Below are 26210 nucleotides of genomic sequence, written 5' to 3'. Positions count from 1 at the left end.
GGTTTCACTTTTCGCGGGAGCAGCCTGTTTGACGTTCTATCCGACCACCCTTGCCCCCTATTTTGGCGACCTGGCAGCCGGTGCGCGGCTGACCGCCCTCGCCTGCGCGCTGGCTCTGGCCGGCGGCCTGGCGCTGGGAGTCGTGGCTGCTCTAATGCGCACTGCCGCATCGCCACAGGCCCGCCGTGTGGCCGAAATCTACGTCGACATCTTCCGCAACGTCCCCTTCATCGTTCAGTTGTTCTTCCTGTTTTACGGCCTGCCCGAAATCGGCGTGGAATTGAGCGCCTTCGGTACCGGCGCACTGGCGCTGTCGCTGGCTGGAGGCGCTTTCACGTCCGACGTCATCCGCTCCGGCATCCTGGCGGTGGAACCGGGCGTGCTGGAGGCTGCACAGGTCAGCGGCCTGTCTCGGTTCGCCATCTACCGCCACATCGTGCTGCCAATTGCGCTGCGCAGTTCCGTTCGACCGCTTGGATCCGTTTTCGTCAACCTGATCCTGACGTCGTCCATCCTGTCGGCGATTACGCTGAATGAATTGACCGGGAGCGCGAAGATCGTCGCCGCCGACACCTTCCAGCCGTTTGAAGTGTACGTCCTGCTCCTGCTGTTGTATGCGGTGATGACCTGGCTGGTATCGCTGTCGGCCGGTGCGCTGCACCGTCGCCTGAACAAGGATCACGGCTGATGCGCTACACCGATTTCACGCCGCATGACCTGCTGTTGTTGCTGCAAGGCCTGGGCGTTTCCGTCGCCCTATTCGCGGCCACCACCGTCATCGGCCTGCTGATTGGACTGTCTTGGGCGATGCTGCGCTACTACCGCACGCCGCTGCTGGCGCCATTGACCACCGTGCTGGCTGAACTGCTGAAGAATTCTCCTGTACTGGTACAGTTATTCTTGGTGTTTTTCGGCTTGCCGGTACTGTTGGAAACAGATCTGACGCCTGTACAGGCAGCACTCATCACACTGTCCGGCAATACAGCAGCGTTCATATACGTGATCGCGGTGTCGGCCATCGAATCGGTCGGCCGGGAGCAGCTGGAAACGGCGCGCGTATTCGGCTTGAGCCGCTGGCAAACACTGCGCCGCATCGTCGCGCCACAGGCGGCGGCTTTCGGCCTCGGGCCGCTGGCCGGGCTGCTGGTCAACCAGTTGCAGGTAACGTCGCTGATTTCCGTGATCGGCGTGGTCGACCTGACCAAGGCCGGCGCCATCCTGAACCTGCGCACGCTCAAGCCTTTCATCGTCTGGACCGTGATTGGCGTGCTGTATTACCTGATGGCCCGGCTGATCGCCAGGGTTTGCGCCCGCGCCGAGACGCGCTTACGCGCGCATAGTCAATGGAAGGGTTTGTAGCATGATAGATATCGAAGGCGTGGTCAAACGCTTCGGCGCCAACACGGTGCTCGATGGCGTCAACCTGCGCATCGCGCCGGGTGAAGTGGTGTCCATTCTTGGCGCCAGCGGGTCCGGTAAATCGACGCTGATCCGCTGCATCAACGGCCTCGAAAAGCTCGACGGCGGCACAATTTCCGTCGACGGCCATCGCGTCGACGACCCGAAGCAGCTGCAGCTGGCGCGGCGCTGCTCCGGCACCGTGTTCCAGCTGTTTAATCTGTATCCCCACATGACGGCGCTGCAGAACATCACGCTGGCGCCGGTCGAAGTGCTGGACGTGCAGCGCCGCCAGGCCGAAGACGAAGGCCGCGAGCTGTTGGCCTCCGTCGGCTTGGCCGACCGCGTAGATGCTTATCCCGCGCAGCTGTCGGGCGGTCAGCGCCAGCGCGTCGGTATCTGTCGCGCCCTGGCGATGAAACCGCGCTATTTGCTGCTGGACGAAGTCACCAGCGCGCTCGATCCTGAAATGACATCCGAAGTGCTGGATATCCTGGCCAGGCTGGCGGCGAGCGGCACCACCATGCTGTTCGTCACGCACGAAATCGCATTCGCCCGCCAGATATCCAACCGCGTGGTGTTCCTCGACCAGGGCCGCCTGCTGGCCGACCTGCCGACCGCGCAGTTCTTTGCAGCGGACGGCGGTCTGGCGCAGCCGCGCATCGCGCAATTCCTATCCAAAATGAGCAAATAATGAAAATGCTGCTTGCGAACGCCGAGGCATGGCCCGGCTTTGAAACCACCGTCGACCTGCTGAAACAAGGCGGCGCCAGCATAGACGCCATGGTCAGCGGCATCGCCAAGGTCGAACGCGAGGCCAAGGTGCGTAGCGTGGGCTACGGCGGCTGGCCGAATATGCTGGGCGAGATGGAGTTCGACGCCGGTGTGATGGACGGCACCTCGCGCGACGTCGGCGCGGTCGGTGCGGTGCCGGGCACCCTGCCCGTCTCCGCACTGGCGCACGAAGTGATGAAGCACCTGCCGCACGTGATGCTGACCGGCGCCGGCGCGCGCCGCTTCGCCACCGAACGCGGTTTCGCCGTCGACGAGGTACTGCACCCGGACAGCAAGCGGGTTTGGTGGGAGCGGCTGCAAAAGGAGATGTCGCCGGCGCAGCTGGCGGCCTTCCCCGATATCGCGCTGGCCCCGCTCAGCAACACCATCACCGATCCCGAACGCGTGCGCGACACCACGGTCTTCCTGGGCCGCGACCTTGGCGGCAATATCGGCGTGGTCACGTCGACCTCCGGTTGGGCGTGGAAGTATCCAGGCCGTCTCGGTGATTCACCGATTCCCGGCGCAGGCTTCTATGCGGACAGCCGTTACGGCGCCGCCGCCTGCACCCACACTGGCGAAATGACCATGCGCTGCGGTACCTCGCGCAGCATCGTGCTGGCACTCCGGCTTGGCTATACACTGGAAGATGCGATCAAGCTGGCGGTGGAAGAGTTGTCCGAATTGAAGACCGGTTTCCTGGCCGGTGTGGTTATCCACGCCATCGACGCCAAGGGCAATCACCAGGTCGTCAACTACCGCTGCGACGAAGAGATACGTTATTGGTATTGGGACGAGCGCATGGCGGCGCCGGAATTGCGCGTCGCCGCCGCCGTCAAACTTTGAAAGGGTTGAGCATGCAGCATCGTTTCAAACGCACCGCCGCCGCTGTGGCATTGGTGCTGGCGGCAACATCGGCGCTGGCCGGCCGCATCGAAGAAATCAAGGCGCGCGGTTATGTGCGCATTGGTGTTTCGCTGGGGGGAGAGCCGGTCGGTTTTCGTGACGCCAGCAATGAGCCGGTCGGCTATGACGTCGATGTGGCAAAGCAGCTGGCTGCGAAGCTCGGCGTGCCGGTGCGCTTCTCCGACGTCTCCAGCGACGCGCGCATTTCAATGCTGATGTCGAAGCAGCTCGATCTGGTGGTGGCTAACGTCTCGATCACGCCGCAACGCGCGCGCGTGGTGGATTTCTCGATTCCCTACAATCTGGCCGGCCTGCGCGTGATCGCGCAAAAGAGCGTGCATATCAAAACGCTGGTGGACCTGAACGGCAAGCGCGTCGTGGTCGGCCGCGGCACCACGGCGGATACCTTCCTGCGCCAATCGGCGCCGCAGGCGATCTTCATCTACACCGACAATTTCGCACCGGACGGCGTCCTGCTGTTACAGCAAAAACGTGCCGATGCCGGTATCGAAGATTCGTCGCTGCTGGACTACCTCGCCAGCAAAAACGACCAGCTGGAGACCTTGCCGACGATGTACGGCAATACGCCGATCGGCATCGCCATGGCCAAGGGCGATCCGGCGCTGCTGAAGTTTGTGAACGGTTTCGTGTCGGACTACATCAAGTCCGGCGCCTACGCGGCCAACTACAAGAAATGGTGGGGCAGCAAAGCCGCACCACCGGTGCTTACCCCGTAAGCCGGGGCACAAAGCGGGTGGCGACCAGCACCTGGCCGCTGTTCTGCGCCAGGTCCGCCGGCTGGTTAAGGAGGCGGACAATGTGCGCCACGTATTCGCGCCGGTCCGAACCGATGGATGAAATCGGATAGGCGTCGAACTGCGTCAGCGAGATGTTATCGAAGCCGTACAGGCGGAAGCGCATCGGCCGGTGTTCTGGAAAATGCTGGCGATGCGCATCCAGCACCCCCATCGCCATCGCATCGGCGGTGCAGAACACGGCCCCGGTAGCGTCGACATCGATCTGCTGCGCCAGCGCGCGTCCGCTGGCGTAGGAATAATCGCCCGCCAATTCGCCCAGCAGCGTGACGCCGTGCCGCGCCAGCGCTGCGCGGTAGGACGCGATGCGGGCCTGCTCCACCAGCGACATGGTGCGCCCGGTCAGCAGCAGCGCGGTGCGCACACCCTTGCCCGCCGCATCGGCCACGCATTCGCGGATGCCCTGATCCTCGTCCATCGTTACCGACGGCACGCCCGGATCGTGATGGCCGTTCAGCATCAGCACCGCGTTGTTGCGGAACATACGGCGCACCGTGGCGGCATCGGCGAAGTCGGCAAACACCAGCGCCGCATCGACGTGATAGGCGACGCCGTCGCGCAAGAAGGATTCGGCATGCTCGCCGGCGCCAACGCGGATAAAAATCACCTGCTTGCCGATGGCCTGTATTTCGGTCAGCAGCAGGTCGAACAGGTCGAGGTCCGACAGGTCGTGGATGTGGTTGACCAGGATGGCGACCAGGTTGACGGTCTTGTTGGCCAGCCCGCGCGCCAGCGAATTGGGACGGAAACCCAGCGTCTCGGCCGCGCGCAGCACCCGTTCGCGCTTGTCGGCGGACACGGGCCGCGGCTGCGCCGACAAGGCCCGCGACGCAATCGCGCGCGACACGCCCGCCAGCGCGGCCACATCGGATAACGTTGGTTCAGGAGCGGATTTCAGAGCTTAGTCCTTGCGCAGCACCACATGCGTCGCAGCCTCGGTCGGAACGTGCTCGGTGCAGCGAAACCCCAGCGCCGGCATGTCCAATCCTTCGAGCAGTGATTCTCCGGAACCCAGCAATACCGGCGAAATGGCCATGTGCAACTCATCGACCAGGCCGGCCTGAAGAAGCTGGCGGATGGTCTCGACGCCACCGCCCAGTCGCACATCCTTGCCGTTTGCCGCCTTGATCGCCTGATCGTAGGCGGACTGGATGCCGTCGGTAACGAAGTAGAAGGTCGTGCCGCCCGCCATCACCAGCGGTTCGCGGGCATGGTGCGTCAGTACGAAGACAGGAACGTGGTACGGCGGCTCGTCTCCCCACCAGCCTTTCCATTCGTCGTCCGGCCATGCGCCACGGACAGGGCCGAACATGTTTCGGCCCAAGATCCAGGCGCCGATGTTGTCGAAGCCGCGCGCGGCAAACTGTTCGTCCGGACCATCGGTTCCCTGCGATGGATTGCCTATCATGCGCTGGAAGGTGCGGGTGCCACGGAACCACGTATGCAGCCCGCCGCCGCCATCGCCCATCGGGTTTTCCAGGCTCTGATTCGGGCCAGCGCCATAGCCATCCAGCGACACCGCAAAGCATCGCACCTTCAGTTCGGACATTCCATCTCCTTTAATGATTTGTGCGACAAGAATATCACCCTTCGCGGGTCGCTGGGTGCCGCCGAATTGGCGTCCGGGTGCGACGTTGGCTGAGCCGCCGTTGAGTAAAAACATAACGCAGACCGGCAATTTTCTGTCTTGCCAGTATTGTCGGTCCACTGCACCATCTTGCTCATAATTACCAAAAAATTGGAGACAAGATGACCACCAAATTGTTGCGGGCGGCATCGCTCGCCTGCCTGCTCGTGTGCGCGCGGGCAAATGCGGGCGATTACCCGTTCCAGAATCCGTCGCTGCCTGCCGCAGAGCGGATCAGCAATATCCTGTCGCTGATGACCGTCGATGAAAAAATCGCCGCGCTTTCTACCGATACCAGCGTCAGGCGGCTCGGCATTCCCAGCTTCGGCAGTTCCGAAGGCATTCACGGTGTGGTCAAGCGCGGCAATGAGAAAAAAGGTCTGGCCGCGATCACCACCACCCAGTTCCCGCAGCCTCCGGGCATGGGCGAGACCTGGAACCCGTCATTGGTCCGCATGGCCGGCGAAATCCAGGGCACCGAAGCCCGCTACATCACGCAGAACGACCAATACAATCAGCCTTCGCTGATGCTGTGGGGGCCGCAATCCGACCTGGCGCGCGATCCGCGCTGGGGACGTACCGAAGAGGTGTACAGCGAAGACCCCTTCCTGGCCGGTACCATGGCCACGGCGTTTATCAAGGGCTTGCAGGGCGATGATCCCAAATACTGGCGCTCGGGCGCGCTCCTCAAGCATTTTCTGGCCAACAGCAATGAAAACGGGCGCGGCAATTCGTCGTCGGATTTCGACCAGCGGCTGTTCTGGGAATACTACGCCATGCCATTCCGCATGGGCTTTGAAGACGGCGGCGCGCGGGCGCTGATGGCCTCGTACAACGCCTGGAACGGCGTGCCGATGGCGGTCAATCCCATCATCAACAGCCTGGTCATCGACACCTGGGGCGCGGAGGTGATTTCCGGCGACGGCGGCGCGGTCGGCAATCTGGTCAAGCTGTACCACCGTTATCCGGATCACAAAACCGCCGTGGTGGCAGCCTTCAAGGCCGGCATCAACCAGTATCTGGACAAATTTCAGGATGAGATGAAGCAGGCGGTGGCCGAAGGCATGGTCAGCGAGGCGGAGCTGGGCACCGCCCTGCGCCGCAAATTCCAAGTCATCATTCGGCTGGGGCTGATCGATCCGCCGGAAGGCAATCCGTACGCCAGCGTCAAGGATGGCGCGGAGCCGTGGCTGAGTGAGCGGCATCGCGCGCAGTCGCTGCAGGTGGCGCTGGAGTCGGCGGTGTTGCTGAAAAACGCGCGCAACACGCTGCCGCTAAACCGGAGCAAGCTGAAATCGATCGCCGTGATCGGCCCGCTGGCCGATGGCGTGCACTGGGACTGGTACGGCGGCCATCCTCCTTATGCCGTCACGCCGCTGGACGGCATCAAGGTGGCGGCCGGTGCCGGCGTCAAAATTCAATTCGCTGCCGATAACGCCGATGGCGCGGCGGTCAAGGCGGCGCGCAATGCCGACGTGGCGATTGTCGTGGTCGGCAACGATCCAACCTGCGGCCCCAACATGGCCAACGACTGGACCGACGCCGGCACCAAGCCGTGCGCTGACCCCGGTGACGGCCGCGAAGGACGCGACCGCGAAACGCTGGCACTGAAACAGGAAGAACTGGTCAAGCTGGTCCATGCCGCCAATCCGCGCACGGTGATGGTGCTGGTTTCCAGCTTCCCGTACACCATCAACTGGTCGCAGCAGCATGTTCCCGCGATCCTGCATCTGGCGCATTCATCGCAGGACGAAGGCACGGCGATAGGCCGCGTGCTGTTCGGCGATTTCAATCCGGGCGGGCATTTGATCAGCACCTGGCCGTCATCCATGAGCCAGCTGCCGCCGATGATGGATTACGACATCCGCCACGGCCATACTTATATGTATTTCAAGGGCAAACCGCTGTATGCCTTTGGTCACGGCCTCAGTTATACCAGCTTCAAGTATGCCAATCTGCGCACCAGCAGCCCGGCGCTGGCCGCCGGCGGGACAGTGACGGTGGATGTTGACGTCACCAATACCGGCCGGCGTGAGGGCGATTCGGTGGTGCAGCTGTATGTCAGCTATCCAGCGTCCAAGGTAGCGCGGCCGAAGCAGGCGCTGGCCGGATTCGAACGGGTCCGGCTGCCCGCCGGCGCCACGCGGACGGTGCATATTCCTTTGAAAGCCAGCCAGCTTGCCTATTGGGATACGGCCAGCGGTGCGCCTGTCGTGGAGTCCGGCCCTGTCAAGCTGAGCATCGGCGCGTCGTCGGCCGACATCAAACTGACGGGAAAAGTGGCGGTGCAATAGGCGCAGAGTGACTTAAGGCCTTGATTTCGCTATAATTCCCGCCTTCACCGTAAGGAATTAAGCCATGACTCTGCTAGCCCATCAGCTTGAACTGCTGTCGCCCGCCAAGACCGCCGAAATCGGCCGCGAAGCCATCCTGCATGGCGCCGACGCCGTCTACATCGGCGGCCCGGCCTTCGGCGCGCGTCATAACGCCAGCAATTCGATCGAGGAGATCTCCAGCCTGGTGGCATTTGCACACCGTTATCGCTCGCGTATTTTCGTCACGCTCAACACGATTCTGCATGACGCCGAGCTGGACGCGGCCCGCAAGCAGATCTGGCAGCTGTACGAAGCCGGCGTCGATGCGCTGATCGTGCAGGACATGGGCTTGCTGGAAATGGACTTGCCGCCGATCCAGTTGCACGCCAGTACCCAGTGCGATATCCGCACCATGGAGAAGGCCAAGTTCCTCGGTGACGTCGGTTTCTCGCAGCTGGTGCTGGCGCGTGAGCTGACCATCGAGCAGATCAAGAAAATCCACGCCGACGTCGACACGCCACTGGAATACTTCATCCACGGTGCACTGTGCGTGGCCTATTCCGGCCAGTGCTACATCTCGCACGCCGACACCGGCCGCAGCGCCAATCGCGGCGACTGCTCGCAAGCCTGCCGCCTGCCCTACACGCTGAGCGACAACAAGGGCCGCGTCGTGGCCTACGAAAAACACCTGCTGTCGATGAAGGATAACGACCAGAGCCGCAATCTGGAAGCGCTGGTCGACGCCGGCATCCGCTCGTTCAAGATCGAGGGCCGCTACAAGGACATGGGTTATGTGAAGAACATCACCGCCCACTACCGCCTGCTGCTGGACGAGATCCTGGAACGCCGCACCGAATTCACCCGTGCCGCCAGCGGCGACACCAGCATCCTGTTCACGCCGGATATCGACAAGAACTTTCACCGCGGCCACACGGATTACTTCGCCAACGGCCGCCAGGACGAAATCGGCGCTTTCGACAGCCCGAAATACGTCGGCGTCGAGCTGGGCACGATTACCCGCATGGCCACCGATCACTTCGACATGGTCACCAACGCGGCGATGTCCAATGGCGACGGCCTGAACTACATGCACAAGCGCGAGACCTTCGGCATCCAGGCCAACACCGCCAAGAAAATCGGCGACAGCGAGGAAGGCCAGCTGTGGCGCGTGTATCCGAACGAAGCCATCAGCGCCCTCACCGGCCTGCGCATCGGCCTGTCGGTCAACCGCAATGGCGACCGCCAGTGGGAATCGACGTTGAACAAGAAATCGTCTGACCGCAAGCTCGGCCTGCACCTGACACTGAGTGAACAGAGCGGCGGCCTGCGCCTGGACCTGTGCGACGAAGACGGCTACCTGAGCAGCACCGATGCCGCCCTGGAACTGCAACCGGCGCAAAACGCTGACCAGGCCGACGCCGGCCTGCGCGCCAGCCTGGGCAAGCTGGGCAACACCATGTTCCGCGCCGACAGCGTCACGCTGAAGCTGTCGCAGCCGTGGTTTGTGCCGTCGGCCGTCATCAACGCGCTGCGCCGCGACGCCATCGAGGCGCACGAAGCGGTGCGTCTGGCGGCCTGGGACCGGCCGATGCGCAAGCCGGCCGCCGAACCGCTGGCGCTCTACCCGGATACCCAGCTGAGCTACCTGGCCAACGTCTACAACGAAAAAGCGCGCGCCTTCTACACCAAGCACGGTGTGCAGCTGATCGCCGCCGCCTACGAGTCGCACGAAGAAGCCGGTGAGGTGCCGCTGATGATCACCAAGCACTGCCTGCGCTTCTCGTTCAACCTGTGTCCAAAGCAGGCCAAGGGCGTGCAAGGTGTGCAGGGCCAGGTCAAGGCCGAGCCGATGACCCTGGTCAGCGGCGACGAGACCTACACCCTGCGTTTCGACTGCAAACCGTGCGAAATGCACGTGGTCGGCGCGATGAAGCCGGGCATCCTGAAATCCGCCCCGCCGTCCAACATCCCGTACAGCCCGCTTACCTTCCACCGCCAGCGCCCGCGCGCCTGATCCCGCTCTAAAGCCCGGCGCCTGCCGCCGAATAAGCCGCTCACGGTCCTTCCGTGAGCGGCTTTCATGCGTCTGCGAAATGGCGGATGTTCTATTGATATACCTCGAAAGATTTTGTTGCACGGTTGTTCAAATGGCTTGACAGTCAACTAGACGAAAGCTATCTTCACGGTTGTTGCCATACGGCAATTATCGGATTCAAGTACTTGAATCATTCGTGCGCAGCGAAAACTTTTTTTGTTGCAGAATGCGCGTCGCTACGGCGGTGTGCCGTTGGCAATCTTTCTATTTCAGCCGAAAGCCAGGGGATATTTATGACAAACTTGCCACACAGAAAGCAATCTTTGGAAAGCTTTCACAAATTTTCGAGAACAGCGCTACCCATCGCACTGAGTCTGGCACTAGCTGCGTGTGGCGGCAGTAGTGACAGCACCACCACTACCAGTGCGCGCACTATGAGCATGATGAAAGCGGGGGCCGTCGCCGAAGTGGCGCTGACGCCGGTTGGCGCCACCGCCAGCTCCGCTGAACGCGGCGATCTCAGCGCTACCGCAGCGATCGACACCAACGACGGCACCCGCTGGGGCAGCGGATTCAGCGACAACGAATGGCTGACACTGGACTACGGCCAGACCCAGACCATCAACCGCGTCCACATCAACTGGGAAAACGCCCACGCCACCGAGTATGAACTGCAGGTGTCGGATGATAATTCCCACTGGACTACGCTGAAACACGTCACCGGCAGCGCCGGCGGCGTCGAGGACCTGACCGGGCTGAACGGCCAGGGCCGCTACCTGCGCATGCAGGGCATCAAGCGCTCCACCGGCTATGGCTACTCGATCTTCGAGATCGTCGCCTACTCGGGCGGCAGCACCGATACCGGCACCACGCCGCCACCGGACGATCCGACCACCACGCCGCAAGTGCCGGTCGACACCAGCAAGCCTGGCGTGTCGATCAAGCCGGTCAAGGTGACCTCGTCGGCGGTAGAAGGCGCCAACACCGCCGACCTGGCCGTCGATGGCAAGCTGAATACCCGCTGGAGCAGCGCCGCCGACAATGGCGCCTGGCTGCAATTCGACTTCGGCGCCAAGACGCAGATCGGCTACCTGAAGCTGACCTGGGAAAACGCCTACGGCAAGCAGTACAACCTGGCAGTATCGGACGATGGCCAGACCTGGAACATCATCCGCACCGTGACCAACGGCCAGGGCGGCACCGAGGAGTTCTTCAACCTCGGCGTCAACGCCCGCTACATCCAGCTGCAAGGCGTGCAGCGCGCCACCCAGTACGGTTACTCGCTGTTTGAAGTCGAGTTCAAGACCCCTGGCAGCGACAACAGCCTGGCAGCCGGCACCACCACCTCGGCCTTCCCGTTCCCGACCAGCGGCGCTGGCCTGATTCCGCTGCCGAGCTACGCGCAGCCGCTGGAATCGACCCAGTTCACCCTGGCTGACGGCACCATCGTCACCCGCTGGGGCGCGCGCGGCGTTGGCCGTCACGGCCGCGAGCGCGGCGAGGACTGGAACGAAATCGGCTACGGCCCGAACGACACCGTCGATCCGGTCACCGGCCTGCCGCAGGACAAAGGTCCGGGCGCTTACCTGATCTTCGTGGCGAACTACTTCAAGAACCGTACCTGGGGCCTGGAGATGATCGACAACAGCCGCGTGGCTGGCGTCACCAAGCCGACCCTGATCTTCAACGAGTACCACCAGACCCAGGGCCTGCGCGGCAACACCGTGTTCTTCCGCCGCTTCGACGATCCGGGCAGCACCGGCTACGGCTGGATGGTCGGCCGCGAAATCGTGCAGGACAACAACCAGCCTTGCGATCCGGTCGCTTACCCGGCCAACTTCAAGCTCAACTCGGCAAACGGCATCAACAACGGTTGCACGCTGCTGATCAAGGAGTATCCACGCCACAACAGCCTGAACTCGGCCGGTTTCCCGGACGGCACCGCTGTCGATGCGCGCGCGCTGAAAATCGGCGACGTGATCGAAGCCGGTCCATCGATGTTCGCGGTGGAGGCGGCGATGAAGGCCAAGGGCGACAACGGCGGCTTCCGCTACTACGCCAACGAGTGGACCTATGTGGTCGGCCAAGGCCTGCGTCCATGGTACGGCATCCAGCCGCGCCTGAATTCGACGCCGATTCCAGACCAGTACCTGCAAGGCGGTACCGGTTCGGTGTCGTATGACTACGCCGACAATGGCGACCACATGTTCCAGCAGCCGCAGAACAACGTCGGCATGCAGAATATGCAGCGCTTTGTGGAAGGCCGTCGTCTGGTGCACACCAACTTCACCACCGGTATGCACAATGAGCCAGGCAATGACCGTTACGATCCTGCCGTCGGCCTGCAAGGCCAGCGTTATGGCCAGGCTGCCTGTATCGGCTGCCACGTCAACAACGGCCGCAGCCCGGCGCCGATCGCTGTCAACCAGCGTCTGGACAACATGACCGTGCGCGTGGCGGTGACCGATGCCAACGGCGTTCAGACTCCGCACCCGCAATACGGTACGGCGGTGCAGATGAACGCCGTGTCGTCGACCGGTGCGCCGCAGAACTGGGGCCTGGGTGTACGCGTCGCCAACTTCGTTTCCAGCATCGCCAAGCTGGCGGACGGCACGGCGGTCGAGCTGCGCAAGCCTGTACTGGCGTTCGAAAGCGCGACGCCGGATACCGTCTCGCTGCGTCAGGCGCAACCCATGCTGGGCGTCGGCCTGCTGGAAGCCATCCCGGAAGCCGACATCCTGGCCAAGGTACGTACCTCGGCGGATGAAGACGGCGTGAAAGGCAGCGCCAACTACGTGTTCGATCCGGAAACCGGCGCCGTGCGTCTGGGCCGCTTCGGCTGGAAGGCTGCCAAGGCGACCCTGCGTCACCAGGCTGCTGCCGCACTGGTACAGGATATGTCGGTGACCTCGCCGCTGTATCCTAACCGTAGCTGCCTGACCGATCCTGCCGGCTGCAAATCAGCGGCGGCGCAAAAAGGCGTGAGCGAAGCGGAACTGACGCTGATCACCCAGTACCTGTCGCTGGTGGCGGTGCCTGCACAACGCGCGATCTCCAGCGGTTTCCCGAAAGGCGTGTCGCCATTGAAGGATCTGGATGTTGATCCGGCCAAGATCGCCAAGGGCAACACGGTGTTCCAGGGTATGCGTTGCGCTGCTTGCCACACTGTCGATCAGAAGACCGGCAGCGGCAGCCTGTATGCGGAACTGCGCAACCAGAACATCAAACCGTACACCGACCTGCTGCTGCACGACATGGGCGACGGACTGGCGGACAAGTTTGTGGAAGGCCAGGCCAAGGGCAATATGTGGCGCACTTCGCCGCTGTGGGGTATCGGCTACTCGGACACCGTGATGGGTTCCGCAGGCAAAGCTGGCTACCTGCACGACGGCCGCGCACGCAACCTGACCGAAGCGATCATGTGGCATGGCGGCGAAGCGACCAAATCGCGTCAACGCTTTGAAAACCTGACCGCAGCGGATCGCGATGCGCTGCTGGCGTTCCTGAAGTCGCTGTAATCTTTCCTTAGTTGTTCTTTGAATGCCGGGCACTGCGAAGTGCCCGGCATTTTTTTATTGCGCGGCGTTGACGATGGTGCTGATGACGGCAGGGTAAGCCTGGGCGCCGGTCGAGCGGTTGAACAGGCCGGATTGATGGTTGCTGGTCGGGCCATTGTCCCAGTACACCGGCACTAAACCGTGCTGGTAGGCTGATTTGGTGATGTACTGGTCCCAGTACTGGCGGTATTTGCCGGGTGTATCGTACTCGGTGCGCAGGCTGGCAGCGTATTCGCCCAGTATCACCGCCACACCCTTGTCGATGAAGCGCGTCTTCATCTTCTGGAACTGCGCGTCCACATAGGATTCGTTGGCCCAGGTTTCGGTGGCCGAGGCGATGGTCGCAATCGCGCCCCACTGCCAGATGCCATTGGCCGTGTTGAGGGTGAAGTTATACGGGTCGTAGTAATGCACTTCCATCATCAGCCGCTTGCTGGCGCTGTCGGTCGGCACCGTGTTGGTCGCGTAGGTGTAGTCGATATTGGTGTTGTAGCCCTGGACGATCAGGTGCCGCTGTCCGTTGTTACCGCCGGTGCCGCGCACAGTGTTGACGAACACCTGATTGAAGCCGTTTTGCACCGCGATGTTTTCCGCCGTGGGCGCGCTATACACGCTTTCCACCATCACCTCGTTGGTGCCGGCGAACAGCAGATAGTCGTCGTAGTTCTTGAAGGTCGTGCCGATCTGGGTCCAGAACTTGGCCAACCGCGCATTGGCGCCGGCTTGTGCGGCGTAAGTCGGCTGCTGCCAGCCGCCGTCCCAGTGCACGTTGATGATGGTGTACAGGCCGGCGCTGCGGGCGGCATCCACCACCTCCTTCACCCGCGCCATCCAGCTGGCGCTGATGTTGTAATTGGCATCCGCGTACTGACTCCATGACACGGGAATCCTCACAGTCTTGAAACCTGCCGCCTTGACGGCTTTAAACAAAGCCTGATTCGCCGGCGGATTGCCCCATGCGGTCTCGCCGCCGATGGCTTCCAGCGAATTCCCCAGATTCCATCCCGGCGACATCTGTGTTGCCAGCTGCACGCTGGTCAGGTTGCGCATAGTGCCCGGGTTTTGCGCCTGGGCAGGCGCGATCAGCACTGCGGCTAGCAGCGCAAGAAGGTATCTCGCTTTCATTGGTCGTCTCCGTAGATTTATAGTTATCGCGTGTTGGCACGCGTGAAATCATTCTGCGACTGCTTTCATCCAGTCGCAATTACGAAAACAGCCAAGACGATGAACGAAATTTGATAAACACCAGTTGTTACAGAAGACCAGCGATCTAGAATCGCCCTTACCGAGACAGTCAATGAGGTGCCAGCGTGAACATTGCCGAGTCCATTCCCTATATCGTATTGGTCGGCGCATCCACCATCCTGTGGCTGGATTTGCGTCATGCGCGCCGTGCCCGCCGCGAACAGCACATCCGCGACTTCGACCTGCCGCCAGGTTTGTTCGACAAGCTGCGCAAGCATCATCCGCATCTCACACAGAAAGACTGCCAACTGGTCGCGCAGGGATTGCGGCAGTTCTTTATGACGCACCTGAAAAGTGGCCGCCAGTTCGTCTCGATGCCGTCACAGGTGGTAGACGACCTGTGGCATGAATTCATCCTGTACACCCGAGAATACAACAGGTTTTGCCAGCATGCTTTTGGCCGCTTCCTGCATCACTCGCCGGCCATCACGCTGTTCAAGGGACAGCGCAACAACGCTGGCATACGCCGCACCTGGCACTACGCCTGTCATGATGAGAAGATCAATTCAATGAAGCCCACGCGTCTCCCCTTGTTATTTGCGTTGGACGCCAAATTCAACATCGCCAACGGCTACATCTATGTGCCCGATTGCAGTGGCTTCCCGCGCCACGACGGCAGTAGCAGCGCCGTGCCGCACTGCGGCAGCGACTTGGGACACATGAGCACCGGCTGTGGCGGCGGCAGCGACGGCTGCTCCGATTGGGGCGACGGTGGCGGCGACGGCGGCGGCGATGGCGGCGCAAGCAGTTGCGGCGGCGGGTGTGGTGGCGGTGGTTGCGGAGGTGGAGGCGGCGACTAAGCGCCGCCCTGCTGACATCTCAGTCCAGCGGCGTAAGCACCACGCGGCGCAACTCGTACGGCGTGCCTTCCAGCTGGAAGCCGATCTGGCCAGATGCCGGTGACACATTTGTTACGCGATTCTGTAGCACGCCATTCACCGTCACCTCCACCGTGCCGTCGCGGCTGACGATGTCGCAAGCATTCCACTCGCCCACCGGCTTTTCGCTGTCGGCCGCCGTATGCGCCTTGATGCGGGTTTCTGCGCCAGGTTTGCTGGTCAGGGGCTCGGCAAAACTGCCTGCCGCCATCGGCAGCAGGTCGCCGACGCTGCCGTTCTTGGTCTGCACCTGCAAACTCACCGGCCACACGCGGTCAAAAGTGCCGGGGCTGATGTGCAGCAGCACGCCGCTGTTCCCCGGTTTGCCGGACCAGCGCCATTCAACATGCAGCGTGTAATTGCGGTAGTTCTTGGTGGTGGCGAGGAAGCCGGAAGGCTTGCCGGCCGAAGCGATCACGCCCTCCGGCAGCACGCGGAAAACATCGGCGACCGTGGCCGATGGCGTGGTTTGCAGCTCCCAGCCGCTGAAATCGCGGCCATTAAACAGATCGACCGCGCCGGCGCCATGGGCGGCCAACGTCAATATCGCAGTACTTACTAATTTACGCACACTGTCTCCTTTATGAATTTTTGTACAGTATATGCGAACCATGATCTGTCAAAAGTCTCACTTTAGAATGTAGTAGTACGCAGTGGATTAGCGGTAGACTAGCATCATGACGATCTACGACACTTTCAAGAACCGCAGCGCGCAGGCGCTGCCAAAACTGGCGCCGGCCGAGATCAAACGCATCCAGCGCTTCGGCGCCTTGATGTGTTTCCGCGACGGTGAACGCCTGTTCGAGGCAGGCCATAGCAGCTTTGGCATGTATGTGGTGCTGAAAGGTGCGATTCGCATCGGCCGTTACGATGGTCTGGGCAATAGCTCGGTCATCACCGAGCATGGCGTAGGCGAATTTGCCGGCGAAATCAGCCAGTTGGCCGGCGCGCCGTCGCTGGTCAACGGTCACGCCGTCGGCGAAGTGGAAGTGCTGGCCCTGACCACCGAAGCACTGCGTTCGCTGCTGATCGCGGAGGCTGAGCTGGGCGAACGCATTGTCCGCGCCTTCATCCTGCGTCGTGTCGAACAATTGGACAACAAGGACGGCGGCGTGGTGCTGGTGGCCCCGCCCGGCCACCCGCGCATGCACGCATTGCAGGGCTGGTTGAACAGTAACGGCCTGCCGCACCGCGTGCTGGACCCGCGCAGCGACGAACAGGCGCGCGCGCTGGTCGACCGCTATCAGCCGGAAGCCAGCGACTGGCCACTGGCCGTGTGCCCGGACGGTGGTGTCAAGATGAATCCAACGGTGGTGGACCTGGGCCGCTGCCTCGGCACCCTGCCCCCGCTCAGCCCCGACACGATCTGGGACGTGATCGTGGTCGGCGCCGGCCCCGCAGGCCTGGCCACCGCCGTATATGCGGCCTCCGAAGGCCTGTCGGTGCTGGTGCTGGAAACCCGCGCATACGGCGGCCAGGCCGCAGCCAGCGCGCGCATCGAAAACTACCTCGGCTTCCCGACCGGCATATCCGGCGCAGCACTGGCCGGCCGCGCCTTCGTGCAGTCGCAAAAATTCGGCGTCAAGATGGCGATTCCCGCGCCAGCCGGCCGCCTGCTGTGCGACACCTATCCGCTGCAAGTAGAAATGTGCGGCAGCCTGACGCACCTGCAAGGCCGCGCCGTGGTGCTGTCCTGCGGCGCGCGCTATCGCCGTCCGTCGCTGGCCAATCTCAAGCAGTTCGAAGGCAAAGGCGTCTACTACTGGGCCTCGCCGCTGGAAGCGGGCCTGTGCGCCAACGACGAAGTGATCCTGGTCGGCGGCGGCAATTCGGCCGGACAAGCGGCCGTTTATCTGGCGAGCCATGCGGCCAAGGTGCACGTGCTGATCCGTAAAGACAGCCTGGCGTCCACCATGTCCAGCTACCTGATCGACCGCATTGCGGCCACACCCAACATCGAGCTGCATACGCAATCGGAAATCGTCGCGCTGGAAGGCTGCGATGAGGAAGGACTGGAAAAGGTGGAGGTCCGCAATCACCGCAGCAAGGAAGAAACGGTCTACAACATCAAGCACGTCTTCCTGTTCATCGGCGCCGACCCGAACACCGGTTGGCTTAGCGACTGCGGTGTAAAGGTCGACGACAAAGGCTTTATTCTGACCGGCTCCGACGTGCCGGGTGCGCCGGGCAGTGAACGGGCGGCGCTGGAAACCAGCGTGCCGGGCGTATTCGCGATTGGCGATGTGCGGGCACGCTCCACCAAGCGCGTAGCGGCGGGTGTCGGTGAAGGCGCCGCCGTGGTGTCGCAGATCCACGGCTTCCTGGCCAGTCGGCCTTAAAGGATATTGATGCGCTGGTGCGGTTCCAAATTGTGGAAGTCGTGGAATACGTCCTCCTGGTGCAACGGAATGTAGAAATGCAGCTTTTTCCCGCGATGGAAAACGCCGCGCAGCTGGTTACAGACATTCCACACGTGTTCATACGAATCGTGCACTTCGATTAAGGCCCAGGGATTATCCTCCAATCCCTCGCGGATCATGCTCACGTTCTTCACGTGGAAAAATGGCTTCAGCCCTTCCGTGACGCTGTCTTCACACGCGTCACAATGCAATCCGGATAAGATGACTTGCATGGTGTGCTCCTCTCAAGCGATGATATTCAGGCCGCCGTCTACATAGACTGTGCTGCCGGTGAGCCGCTTCGCAAACGGAGATGCCAGATAGGCGCAGGTATTGCCGACATCGACGATGTCCACCAGCTCTCCCAACGGCGCGCGCGACACGGCGTCCGTCAGCAAATGGTCGAAGTCCTTCAGGCCCGAAGCGGCGCGCGTTTGCAACGGCCCCGGCGAAATGGCGTGCACGCGAATGCCGCGCGGTCCCAGTTCGTAAGCCAGATAGCGGCAAGCCGCTTCCAGCGCTGCCTTCACCGGCCCCATGACGTTGTAGTTGAGGACCACCTTGTCTGCGCCGTGATAGCTCATGGCGAAAAGCGTGCCGCCGTCGGACATCAAGGGTGCGGCCAGTTTGGCCATGCGCACGAAGGAATGGCAGGACACATCCATCGCCTGCAGGAAGCCGTCCAGCGAGCAGTCCAGTAAACCGCCCTGCAAATCCGCTTTCGGCGCGAAGGCGATGGAGTGGACCACGATATCCAGTTTACCCTGCTGCGCCAGCGTGGCGAATACCGCTTCCAGCTGGCCTGGTTGCGTGACATCCAGCGGCAGCAACTGCGCGTCAATCTCCTGCGCCAGCGGCGCCACATGCGGCAGCGCCTTCTCGTTCAGATACGTGAGCACGACGTCGGCGCCCAGCTTGCGGAAGGCCAGCGCGCAGCCCCAGGCGATCGACTGTTCGTTGGCCACGCCAACCACCAGCGCGCGCTTGCCTGTCAGGATCGGATAGACAGTTTCGGTACTCATGCCGCCTCCACTACTTCAAGCGCATGGCGCGCGATCATTAATTCCTCGTTGGCCGGCACTACCCAGACGGCGACTTTGCTGTCCGCCTTGCTGATCCGGACGATGCCGCCGCCACTGACATCGACGTTCGCCGCCTCGTCCAGCTGCACGCCGAGCCAGGCCGCATCGTGGCAGACCGCTGCGCGCAAGGACACGCTGTTTTCGCCAATACCGCCCGAGAAGACCAGCGCATCGATACCGCCCAGCGCCGCCGCCAGCGAACCCAGTTCGCGGCCGATGCGGTACACCATCAGCGCAATCGCCGCTTTGGCGCGCGGATCATCGCTCTGCTCCAGCGTGCGCATGTCCGACGAAATGCCGGACACGCCCAGCAGGCCGGATTGCTGGTACATCAGCTTCTGCACCGCCGCCACATCCATGCCCAACTCCTGCATCAGATACAGCACCACGCCCGGATCGAGCGCGCCGCAGCGGGTGCCCATCGGCAGGCCGTCCACGGCGGTGAAACCCATGGTGCTGGCCATGCTGCGGCCCGCGTCCATGGCGCACATGCTGGCGCCGTTGCCCAGGTGCGCCGCCACCACGCGCGCATGCGCCAGGCCGGCATCCGCTTGCGGCAGCACGCTGGCGATATATTCGTAGGAGAGTCCATGGAAGCCGTAGCGGCGCACGCCCAGCTCTGTAATATTCGCCGGCAGCGCAAACTCCTGCGCCTCGGCCGGCTGGCCGACGTGGAAGGCGGTGTCGAAGCAGCCGATCTGCGGCACATGTGGCGCCATCGCCAGCACCGAGCGCACCGGCGCTAGGTTGTGCGGCAGATGCAGCGGCGCCAGCGGCACCAGCTTTTCCAGTTCATCGACCAGCGCGGCAGTCAGCACCACTGGCTTGCTATGCGCCACACCGCCATGCACGATGCGATGGCCAACCGCCACCACGCGGTGCCCATCCAGATGCGTTTGCGCGAAGTCGATCAGGAAGCGCATGCCACCTTCGTGGTCAAGCGCGCCGTCGCGCCAGTGACGTTCGCCCACCACGGCGTTGTCCGCATCTTGTGCGATGAAGCGGGCCACGCCGCTGTAAAGGTTCTCAATCTTGCCGCGCATGGTCAGGTCCAGCGCGGGACCGCTGTACATCGAGAACTTGATGCTGGAAGAACCTGCGTTGATGACAATGACGCTATCGTTGGCCAGCATGGCGTCAGCTCCCCAGAATACGCGCACCAGACAGTTTGCTGTGCGCGACCAGTACAGCCACCGCACACGATGCCAACCGTGCCTGCACACTGTCTGCACGGCTGGTGAGTATCACCGGTACACGCGCGCCGAGCACGATGCCGGCTGCGCTGGCGCCGGCCATGAAGGTCAGGCTCTTGGCCAGCATATTGCCGGCTTCCAGGTCCGGCGCCACCAGCACATTGGCCTGGCCGGCGACCGGCGACACCAGATGCTTGATCGCTGCCGCTTCCGGATCGATGGCGTTATCCATCGCCAGCGGACCGTCCACCAGCGCGCCGGTGATCTGGCCACGGTCGGCCATCTTGCACAGCGCCGCCGCGTCGATAGTGGATGGCATCTTGGAGCTGACCGTCTCCACGGCGGCCAGAATGGCGACCTTGACGGGATTAAAGCGCAGCACATGCGCCAGGTCGATGGCGTTCTGCACGATGTCGATCTTGTCGGCCAGGGTGGGGACGATGTTGACGGCGGCGTCGGTGATAATCAGCGGCTCGGCGCGATCCGGCACGTCCATCACGAAGCAGTGACTGAGGCGGCGCGCGGTGCGCAGGCCGGTGGCGGTGGCCACCACGGCGCCCATCAATTCGTCGGTATGCAGGCTACCCTTCATCAGCGCGGTGGCCTGGCCTTCGTGCACCAGTTGTACCGCGCGCGCGGCAGATGCATGACTATGTTCCGTGTCGACGATGGGCCAGTCCGAAATATCCAGCCCGGCGGCATCGGCCACTTCGCGGATGCGGGCGATAGGACCGACCAGTATGGGCTTGATCAATCCCATGCGGGCCGCATCGAGCGCGCCTTCCAGCGCATTGCGGTCGCAGGGATGGGCGACAGCGACGGTAGCCGGTCCGGCATGACGCGCTGCAGCGATTAATCTATCGTAGTGCGGGTGCGGTCTTTCCATGCGATCTCCTCTGTAAGGCAGCATGGGGATGATACAACAAATGCCAATAAATCAATCGCTTTTTGTGCGACGCCGCAAACCAAACCAGAGGCATAAGAGTACCGGTACACCCAACGCAACAGCGGAGACGTGATCCCAGACACCGTCGCCCACCAGCGCGGAGATCAGGCCAATAATGGTCAGCGCGGCCAGTGCAATCGGCGCACCCCACATGCGCATGAATGAGCTGCTCATTGCGCCTCCCCTTCCGTCGCCAGCACCGGTGCATCCTCCTCGCGGCGCACAGGTGCGGCATTGGCTGCACGAGCCGGCGCCGGCGCACCGCGCTTCAGCCACAGATACAGCCCGCTACCCAGCACGAAGATGGTGATCACATCCAGCGCAGCCCACAGGAACTGCATCCACGCACCGCCGTAGTCGCCAAAGTGCAGCGGCTGCGAAATCAGCAGGCCGGTGAGATACCACGGCAGGTTGCGGCGGTCGGTAATTTCGGTGGTCTGGGCATCGATCAGCACCGGCTTGTACAGGCGCGAAGTCAGCGCCTCGTCGCCGCGCATGAAGATACCGTAATGGTGAGGACTGGTGAACGGCGTGCCGGGGAATGCCACGAAGCCGATCTTCATGCCCGGTTCCGCCGCCACCGCGTGCTCCAGCGATTTTTGCATCGAACCCAGTTGCGTCGGCGCTGGCATGCCCTTATACGGCGCGATCATCTCGGCCATTTCGGTCACCTGCCAGTACTTCAGCAACAGGTCGGCCCAGGTATTGATCATGCCGGTGGCGCCCACCACCAGCGCCCAGGTCAGCGTGACGATGCCCAGCATATTGTGCAGGTCCAGCCATTTGACGCGCGGGCCGCGCTGACGACGCACTTCGCCAAACTCCAGCTTGCGCATGAACGGCGCGTACAGCACCACGCCGGAAATGATGGCGATCACCAGCAGCAGTCCCATGAAACCGAGGAACAGCTTGCCCCACAGGCCGGCGTACAGGTCGACGTGCAGGTGGAACATCACGCCCAGGAAACTGCCTTCAAAACTCGGCTCACCCAGCACCTTGGCGGTGCGCGCGTCAACTGCGATGGACTTGAATTTCTCGTCGGTGGGATTGTCGCCCATGGTCAGGAACCAGATGCTGGCATCGTCCGGCTCCTGCGACAGATACATGGCGATCTTGTTCGGATACAGCGCCTTGCCGGCGGCGATCACGTCGTCCAGGCTGGCCTTGGGCGTACTGGCCGGCATCGTCGGCGCTTCGATGGCGTTGCCGAGCGCGTGATCGATTTCGTGGTGATAAATCAGCGGCAGGCCTGTAAGGCAAAGCAGCAGCATGAACACGGTGCAGACCAGGCTGCTCCATTTGTGTATCCATGCCCAGCGGCGGACGGCGATCGGTGTCATTTTGTTATCCAGTTACTGTACCCAGCTTACAATGATAATGCAAATTACTCTCATTACGCAGCGAAAAATCGTGGCGAGAGCTATAATTGAGAATCGATCTCATTTACTTAATAAACTAATAAATTGCCATGCAAACCCTGAATCTGAAATTGTCCCCGCTCGCCCTCGCCGCCATGCTGCTGGTCGCAGCGACCGCGCAAGCGCAAACGCAAACCGATGCCACCACCACCGCCGCCACCTCCGGCGATGAAAAAGTGCAGTCGGTCGTGATCAGCGCTTCGGCTGACGCATCGGCGGCCGGCCTGACCAAGAATTTCGCCGGCGGCCAGATCGCACGCGGCGGGCGTGTCGGCCTGCTGGGCAATGTCGACATGATGGACACGCCGTTCAACTCGCTGAACTACACCGCTGCCCTGATCCAGGACCAGCAGGCGCGCAGCGTCGCGGACGTGCTGCAGAACGATCCATCGGTGCGCGTGGCGCGCGGCTTCGGCAATTTCCAGGAACTGTATGTGATCCGCGGCTTCGCCGTCAGCTCCGACGACCTGGCTTACAACGGCTTGTACGGCGTGCTGCCGCGCCAATTCGTCGCCTCCGAACTGCTGGAGCGCGTGGAAGTCTTCCGTGGCGCGAACTCCTTCCTAAACGGCGCAGCACCGGGCGGCGGCGGTATCGGCGGTTCGATCAACCTGCTGCCTAAACGCGCCGGCAACGCGCCGCTGACAGAAGTGACGGTTGGCGTCGAAAGCGGCGGCCAGGGCTACGCTGCCGCCGATATCGGCCGCCGCTTCGGCCCGGAAGACCGCGCCGGCATCCGCGTCAACGTCGCTCGCCGCGACGGCGACACCGCCGTCGACAAAGAACACCGTGAACTGAACGTGGCCTCGGTCGGCCTGGACTACCAGGGCCGTGGCTTCCGCCTGTCGGCCGACCTGGGCTACCAGGACAACAAGCTGACCGCGCCACGTCCGGCCGTCACCGTTGCCGGCGGCATTGCGCTGCCTACTGCGCCGGACAGCGGCAGCAACTGGGCGCAGAACTGGACCCACTCGAATGAACGCGACACGTTCGGCACCGTCCGTGGCGAATGGGATCTGGGCACCGACTCGGCGGCCTGGGCCGCCTTCGGCGCGCGCAGCGGCGACGAGAACAACAGCCTGTCCGAACCGACCGTCACCGCCACCAGCGGCACTGCCAACGCCTACCGCTTCGATAACACCCGCCACGACAACGTACGCACCGGCGAAATCGGCGTGCGCACCAAACTGCGCACCGGCAGCATTGGCCACAGCATCAATGCCAGCGCGTCCAGCTACTGGCTGGAGTCGAAGAACGCCTACGCGTTCAGCACCTTTGGCGGCATTGCCACCAACATCTACAGCCCGATCGACGTCAGCGCGCCGCCGGCCACCTTCTTCACCGGCGGTGTGTTGAGCAGTCCGGGCCTGACCGCCAAGACCATCTTCAGCAGCTATGCGCTGGCTGATACGCTGTCGATGCTGGACGATAAAGTGCTGCTGACCGTAGGCGCGCGTGACCAGACCATCAAGACCGACGGCTACGAATACAACACCGGCATCAGCAACGCGCACTACAACCAGAGCAAAGTCACGCCGATGGCCGCCATCGTCTACCGTCCAGTAAAAGCCGTATCGCTGTATGCGAACTATGTCGAAGGTTTGCAGCAAGGTCCGACCGCTTCCGGCGCCGGTGTCCTCAACGTCGGCGAAGTGTTCTCGCCATACGTGTCGAAGCAGAAGGAAGTCGGCGTCAAGGTCGAAGTGGGCACGCTGGGCGCGACTGCGGCGCTGTTCCGCACCAATCAGCCGTCGGCCTATATTCAGAACAATATCTTCGGCGTGTATGGCGAACAGCGTAACCAGGGTCTGGAAATGACCGTGTACGGCATGCCGCTGCGTGGCCTGCGCCTGCTGGGTGGCCTGACGCTGCTGGATGCGACGCAGCGCGTGACGGCTGGCGGTGTCAATCAGGGCAAGGACGTGATCGGCGTGCCGGGCACGCAGCTGAACATCGGCGCAGACTGGGATGTGCCGGGCGTGCATGGCCTGAGCGTGAATGCGCGCACGCTGTACACCTCGTCGCAATACGCTGACGGCGCCAACACCCAGGAACTGCCTTCGTGGACCCGCCTGGATCTGGGCGCCAGCTACGCCACCCACATCCTGGACCGCAACGTCACCTTCCGCGCCCGCGTGGATAACGTCACCGACAAGAGCTACTGGGCTTCGGCCGGTGGCTACCCAGGTTCGGGCTACCTGATCCTGGGCGCACCGCGCACCTTCTCGCTGTCGGCGACGGTCGGCTTCTAATAGATCTCGCGGCGCAGGCGCTGCATTTGCAGGTCATGACGCTCGACCCAACGTCGGGCGTCATCCAGCTGGCGCTCCACCCGTTGCAGATAGTCGTTTAACTCGCGCCGCTCCTGTTCCCGGCGGCGATCCTGCTTGGCCGTTTCGTCGTTGGCGGGACGGTCCTTCGCTTCCTGATTGGCGCGGATCTCGCGCTCCAGTTTTCCTAACCGGTTGCGCGCATCACGCGCGCGGTTCGCCAGATCGTTGGCATCTGCCACCGCCTGACGGTATTTGACCGCCGTGATCTCGTAATCCTGTCCACTGACGTAAGCGTGCTTCAACTGGTTCTGTACAGCCGGCGCGCAGACTTCGACCGCCATGCCGGTATTGGTGCGTCCCCGTTCAAAAGCGTTATCCGGCACGCAGTAGCGCGCATTCTCCTGACGCCACGCATTAGTGTAGGCATCGCGCGTGCCGGGAATCGCAAACACGCCGTCGCGGCTGGCGTTATTGATACGGTCTTCCAGCAGGAACGGCTGGCCGTAACCTTCCGCCGCGCCAGTGGCGCGCCAATATTCGATCAGACGGGCCTCCCAGGCCTGGCGGTATTCCTGCTCGTATATCTTCAAGCCCTTGGCCTTGGCCTCGCGTCCACGCGTGCCAAACTCCTTGCCGCTGGTGGCATCTTGCGTGCCCAGATTTCGCCAGTAGTTGACGATCTCCGCGTTCCACGCGGAGCGGTACGACTCTTCCTGCACATCGACGCCGGCGCGGCGCGCCGCGGTAGCAAGGTTGCTGAATTCACTATCGGGGATTCCACTCCTGGCGTCCGAGTAGCCGGCATCGGACCAGAAAGTGCGATTGCCGGCGCGCCAGCCATCAGCGTAAGCGGCATCGTCAAACCGCAGCTGCGCGGCGGCCGCATTGGCGCGGCTGATTTCCTTTTGCGTGGACGGCTGGCCGCTCGCGCCATCGCGTTGACCGGTATTGCGCCAATAAGTGGAGTTACCGTTGGCCCAGCCGCCATCGTAGGCCGGACGATTCAGCGGCGTTTTGTGCTTGCGGACGTCGTCGTTGTTGGCGCGCTGTTCAAACTGCGGCTGCTGTCCCTGCACGCCATCCTGTTGGCCGAGGAGGTACCACGCGTCCCAGTTGCCTTGCGCCCAGCCGGCCGTGTAGCGCGCGGCGGCATCGGCGGCAGCCGGCTTGTCGGCGTGATCGTCGCAGAAGTCCTTGCGGTCGGCGTAGTTGGCCGGCTCGCCAAGCAAGCCGTCCTTATGGCCGATGGCGGTCCAGTCGCCGACCTTGCAATCGGCAATCCGCTGCTGGGTGGACTGGCATCCGGCCAGCAGCAGAATCAGGGGAATCAGGCGCAATATGGTTTTCAT

Annotated in this window: 22 protein-coding genes; 11 read left to right on the top strand and 11 right to left on the bottom strand. The window is 62.6% G+C overall.

The window, feature by feature from the left end; translation table 11 throughout:
* Nucleotides 1–28: 28 nt before the first annotated feature.
* Genes GTP69_RS01445 through GTP69_RS01425 form a run of 5 tightly spaced genes read left to right on the top strand, consistent with a single transcriptional unit; the run spans nucleotide 29 to nucleotide 3815 of the window.
* The gene (locus tag GTP69_RS01445) at nucleotides 29–688 is read left to right on the top strand and encodes an amino acid ABC transporter permease (protein WP_161053200.1); all 660 of its coding nucleotides are present in this window, start codon (nucleotides 29–31) and stop codon (nucleotides 686–688) included.
* Entirely contained in the window at nucleotides 688–1359 is a 672-nt protein-coding gene (locus tag GTP69_RS01440) for an amino acid ABC transporter permease (protein WP_161053199.1), read from the top strand. The genes GTP69_RS01445 and GTP69_RS01440 overlap by 1 nt, the downstream gene beginning before the upstream one ends.
* Before the next feature lies 1 nt (nucleotide 1360).
* Nucleotides 1361–2092, top strand: a complete 732-nt coding sequence (locus tag GTP69_RS01435; RefSeq protein WP_161053198.1) for an amino acid ABC transporter ATP-binding protein — start codon at nucleotides 1361–1363, stop codon at nucleotides 2090–2092.
* Entirely contained in the window at nucleotides 2092–3018 is a 927-nt protein-coding gene (locus GTP69_RS01430; RefSeq protein ID WP_161053197.1) for a glycosylasparaginase, read from the top strand. Before GTP69_RS01435 ends, GTP69_RS01430 begins: the two co-directional genes overlap by 1 nt.
* 11 nt (nucleotides 3019–3029) lie before the next feature.
* Nucleotides 3030–3815 carry a transporter substrate-binding domain-containing protein gene (locus GTP69_RS01425; protein ID WP_161053196.1) on the top strand — a complete coding sequence of 262 codons (786 nt, stop codon included), beginning with the start codon at nucleotides 3030–3032 and terminating at the stop codon, nucleotides 3813–3815.
* Here GTP69_RS01425 and GTP69_RS01420 read toward each other — a convergent pair.
* Both GTP69_RS01420 and GTP69_RS01415 read right to left on the bottom strand, forming a co-directional pair.
* Nucleotides 3805–4758 carry a LacI family DNA-binding transcriptional regulator gene (locus tag GTP69_RS01420; protein ID WP_202424257.1) on the bottom strand — a complete coding sequence of 318 codons (954 nt, stop codon included), beginning with the start codon at nucleotides 4756–4758 and terminating at the stop codon, nucleotides 3805–3807. The two genes, GTP69_RS01425 and GTP69_RS01420, sit on opposite strands and share 11 nt — an antisense overlap.
* A 36-nt stretch (nucleotides 4759–4794) precedes the next feature.
* Nucleotides 4795–5442, bottom strand: a complete 648-nt coding sequence (locus GTP69_RS01415; RefSeq protein WP_161053195.1) for a dihydrofolate reductase family protein — start codon at nucleotides 5440–5442, stop codon at nucleotides 4795–4797.
* Between the two features lie 200 nt (nucleotides 5443–5642).
* Here GTP69_RS01415 and GTP69_RS01410 point away from each other — a divergent pair, with 200 nt between their 5' ends.
* From GTP69_RS01410 to GTP69_RS01400, 3 genes are all read left to right on the top strand, one after another.
* A complete protein-coding gene (locus tag GTP69_RS01410; protein ID WP_161053194.1) occupies nucleotides 5643–7814 on the top strand; it encodes a glycoside hydrolase family 3 C-terminal domain-containing protein in 2172 nt (723 codons plus the stop codon).
* 64 nt (nucleotides 7815–7878) lie between these two features.
* On the top strand, nucleotides 7879–9849 hold the full coding sequence (locus GTP69_RS01405; RefSeq protein ID WP_161053193.1) for a peptidase U32 family protein: 1971 nt from the start codon (nucleotides 7879–7881) through the stop codon (nucleotides 9847–9849).
* Nucleotides 9850–10304: 455 nt separating this feature from the next.
* A complete protein-coding gene (locus tag GTP69_RS01400) occupies nucleotides 10305–13388 on the top strand; it encodes a di-heme oxidoredictase family protein (protein WP_229260750.1) in 3084 nt (1027 codons plus the stop codon).
* Between the two features lie 54 nt (nucleotides 13389–13442).
* On the opposite strand, the gene GTP69_RS01395 is transcribed toward GTP69_RS01400, so the two are convergent.
* Nucleotides 13443–14552 (bottom strand): glycoside hydrolase family 5 protein, encoded by a 1110-nt coding sequence (locus tag GTP69_RS01395; RefSeq protein WP_161053191.1) that lies wholly within the window; start codon nucleotides 14550–14552, stop codon nucleotides 13443–13445.
* A 185-nt stretch (nucleotides 14553–14737) separates the two neighbouring features.
* On the opposite strand from GTP69_RS01395, the gene GTP69_RS01390 reads away from it, so the two are divergent.
* Nucleotides 14738–15472 (top strand): glycine-rich domain-containing protein, encoded by a 735-nt coding sequence (locus GTP69_RS01390; protein ID WP_202424256.1) that lies wholly within the window; start codon nucleotides 14738–14740, stop codon nucleotides 15470–15472.
* Between the two features lie 19 nt (nucleotides 15473–15491).
* On the opposite strand, the gene GTP69_RS01385 is transcribed toward GTP69_RS01390, so the two are convergent.
* Complete coding sequence (locus GTP69_RS01385; protein ID WP_161053190.1) at nucleotides 15492–16121, bottom strand: 3-keto-disaccharide hydrolase; 630 nt, start codon at nucleotides 16119–16121, stop codon at nucleotides 15492–15494.
* 106 nt (nucleotides 16122–16227) lie between these two features.
* On the opposite strand from GTP69_RS01385, the gene GTP69_RS01380 reads away from it, so the two are divergent.
* Complete coding sequence (locus tag GTP69_RS01380; protein WP_161053189.1) at nucleotides 16228–17889, top strand: FAD-dependent oxidoreductase; 1662 nt, start codon at nucleotides 16228–16230, stop codon at nucleotides 17887–17889.
* Here the strand turns inward: GTP69_RS01380 and GTP69_RS01375 are convergent.
* Genes GTP69_RS01375 through GTP69_RS01350 form a run of 6 tightly spaced genes read right to left on the bottom strand, consistent with a single transcriptional unit; the run spans nucleotide 17886 to nucleotide 22510 of the window.
* Entirely contained in the window at nucleotides 17886–18182 is a 297-nt protein-coding gene (locus GTP69_RS01375) for an RNA-binding protein (RefSeq protein WP_161053188.1), read from the bottom strand. The two genes, GTP69_RS01380 and GTP69_RS01375, sit on opposite strands and share 4 nt — an antisense overlap.
* A 12-nt stretch (nucleotides 18183–18194) precedes the next feature.
* Nucleotides 18195–18971, bottom strand: a complete 777-nt coding sequence (gene fabI / locus GTP69_RS01370; RefSeq protein ID WP_161053187.1) for an enoyl-ACP reductase FabI — start codon at nucleotides 18969–18971, stop codon at nucleotides 18195–18197.
* A complete protein-coding gene (locus tag GTP69_RS01365; protein WP_161053186.1) occupies nucleotides 18968–20164 on the bottom strand; it encodes an acetate/propionate family kinase in 1197 nt (398 codons plus the stop codon). Before GTP69_RS01365 ends, fabI begins: the two co-directional genes overlap by 4 nt.
* 4 nt (nucleotides 20165–20168) lie before the next feature.
* Nucleotides 20169–21110 carry a phosphate acetyltransferase gene (locus GTP69_RS01360; protein ID WP_161053185.1) on the bottom strand — a complete coding sequence of 314 codons (942 nt, stop codon included), beginning with the start codon at nucleotides 21108–21110 and terminating at the stop codon, nucleotides 20169–20171.
* Nucleotides 21111–21161: 51 nt separating this feature from the next.
* A complete protein-coding gene (locus GTP69_RS01355; RefSeq protein ID WP_161053184.1) occupies nucleotides 21162–21344 on the bottom strand; it encodes a hypothetical protein in 183 nt (60 codons plus the stop codon).
* Nucleotides 21341–22510, bottom strand: coding sequence for a PepSY-associated TM helix domain-containing protein (locus GTP69_RS01350; RefSeq protein WP_161053183.1), 1170 nt, complete (start codon nucleotides 22508–22510; stop codon nucleotides 21341–21343). Before GTP69_RS01350 ends, GTP69_RS01355 begins: the two co-directional genes overlap by 4 nt.
* A gap of 128 nt (nucleotides 22511–22638) precedes the next feature.
* Here GTP69_RS01350 and GTP69_RS01345 point away from each other — a divergent pair, with 128 nt between their 5' ends.
* Nucleotides 22639–24840 carry a TonB-dependent receptor gene (locus GTP69_RS01345; RefSeq protein WP_161053182.1) on the top strand — a complete coding sequence of 734 codons (2202 nt, stop codon included), beginning with the start codon at nucleotides 22639–22641 and terminating at the stop codon, nucleotides 24838–24840.
* Here GTP69_RS01345 and GTP69_RS01340 read toward each other — a convergent pair.
* A complete protein-coding gene (locus GTP69_RS01340; RefSeq protein ID WP_161053181.1) occupies nucleotides 24837–26210 on the bottom strand; it encodes a DUF2799 domain-containing protein in 1374 nt (457 codons plus the stop codon). The two genes, GTP69_RS01345 and GTP69_RS01340, sit on opposite strands and share 4 nt — an antisense overlap.

Source organism: Duganella levis (assembly GCF_009857605.1).
GTDB lineage: Bacteria > Pseudomonadota > Gammaproteobacteria > Burkholderiales > Burkholderiaceae_D > Rugamonas > Rugamonas levis.
The sequence above is the reverse complement of the archived record's forward strand: the minus strand, read 5'-3'. Positions and strand labels throughout refer to the sequence as shown.

Excerpts from the sequence above, each read along its gene's own strand:
- GTP69_RS01440 (WP_161053199.1), top strand. The coding sequence starts at position 688 with ATGCGCTACACCGATTTCACGCCGCATGACCTGCTGTTGTTGCTGCAA.
- GTP69_RS01435 (WP_161053198.1), top strand. The coding sequence starts at position 1,361 with ATGATAGATATCGAAGGCGTGGTCAAACGCTTCGGCGCCAACACGGTG.
- GTP69_RS01430 (WP_161053197.1), top strand. The coding sequence starts at position 2,092 with ATGAAAATGCTGCTTGCGAACGCCGAGGCATGGCCCGGCTTTGAAACC.
- GTP69_RS01425 (WP_161053196.1), top strand. The coding sequence starts at position 3,030 with ATGCAGCATCGTTTCAAACGCACCGCCGCCGCTGTGGCATTGGTGCTG.
- GTP69_RS01415 (WP_161053195.1), bottom strand. The coding sequence starts at position 5,442 with ATGTCCGAACTGAAGGTGCGATGCTTTGCGGTGTCGCTGGATGGCTAT.
- GTP69_RS01410 (WP_161053194.1), top strand. The coding sequence starts at position 5,643 with ATGACCACCAAATTGTTGCGGGCGGCATCGCTCGCCTGCCTGCTCGTG.
- GTP69_RS01405 (WP_161053193.1), top strand. The coding sequence starts at position 7,879 with ATGACTCTGCTAGCCCATCAGCTTGAACTGCTGTCGCCCGCCAAGACC.
- GTP69_RS01400 (WP_229260750.1), top strand. The coding sequence starts at position 10,305 with ATGAGCATGATGAAAGCGGGGGCCGTCGCCGAAGTGGCGCTGACGCCG.
- GTP69_RS01395 (WP_161053191.1), bottom strand. The coding sequence starts at position 14,552 with ATGAAAGCGAGATACCTTCTTGCGCTGCTAGCCGCAGTGCTGATCGCG.
- GTP69_RS01380 (WP_161053189.1), top strand. The coding sequence starts at position 16,228 with ATGACGATCTACGACACTTTCAAGAACCGCAGCGCGCAGGCGCTGCCA.
- GTP69_RS01375 (WP_161053188.1), bottom strand. The coding sequence starts at position 18,182 with ATGCAAGTCATCTTATCCGGATTGCATTGTGACGCGTGTGAAGACAGC.
- fabI (WP_161053187.1), bottom strand. The coding sequence starts at position 18,971 with ATGAGTACCGAAACTGTCTATCCGATCCTGACAGGCAAGCGCGCGCTG.
- GTP69_RS01365 (WP_161053186.1), bottom strand. The coding sequence starts at position 20,164 with ATGCTGGCCAACGATAGCGTCATTGTCATCAACGCAGGTTCTTCCAGC.
- GTP69_RS01360 (WP_161053185.1), bottom strand. The coding sequence starts at position 21,110 with ATGGAAAGACCGCACCCGCACTACGATAGATTAATCGCTGCAGCGCGT.
- GTP69_RS01355 (WP_161053184.1), bottom strand. The coding sequence starts at position 21,344 with ATGAGCAGCTCATTCATGCGCATGTGGGGTGCGCCGATTGCACTGGCC.
- GTP69_RS01350 (WP_161053183.1), bottom strand. The coding sequence starts at position 22,510 with ATGACACCGATCGCCGTCCGCCGCTGGGCATGGATACACAAATGGAGC.
- GTP69_RS01345 (WP_161053182.1), top strand. The coding sequence starts at position 22,639 with ATGCAAACCCTGAATCTGAAATTGTCCCCGCTCGCCCTCGCCGCCATG.
- GTP69_RS01340 (WP_161053181.1), bottom strand. The coding sequence starts at position 26,210 with ATGAAAACCATATTGCGCCTGATTCCCCTGATTCTGCTGCTGGCCGGA.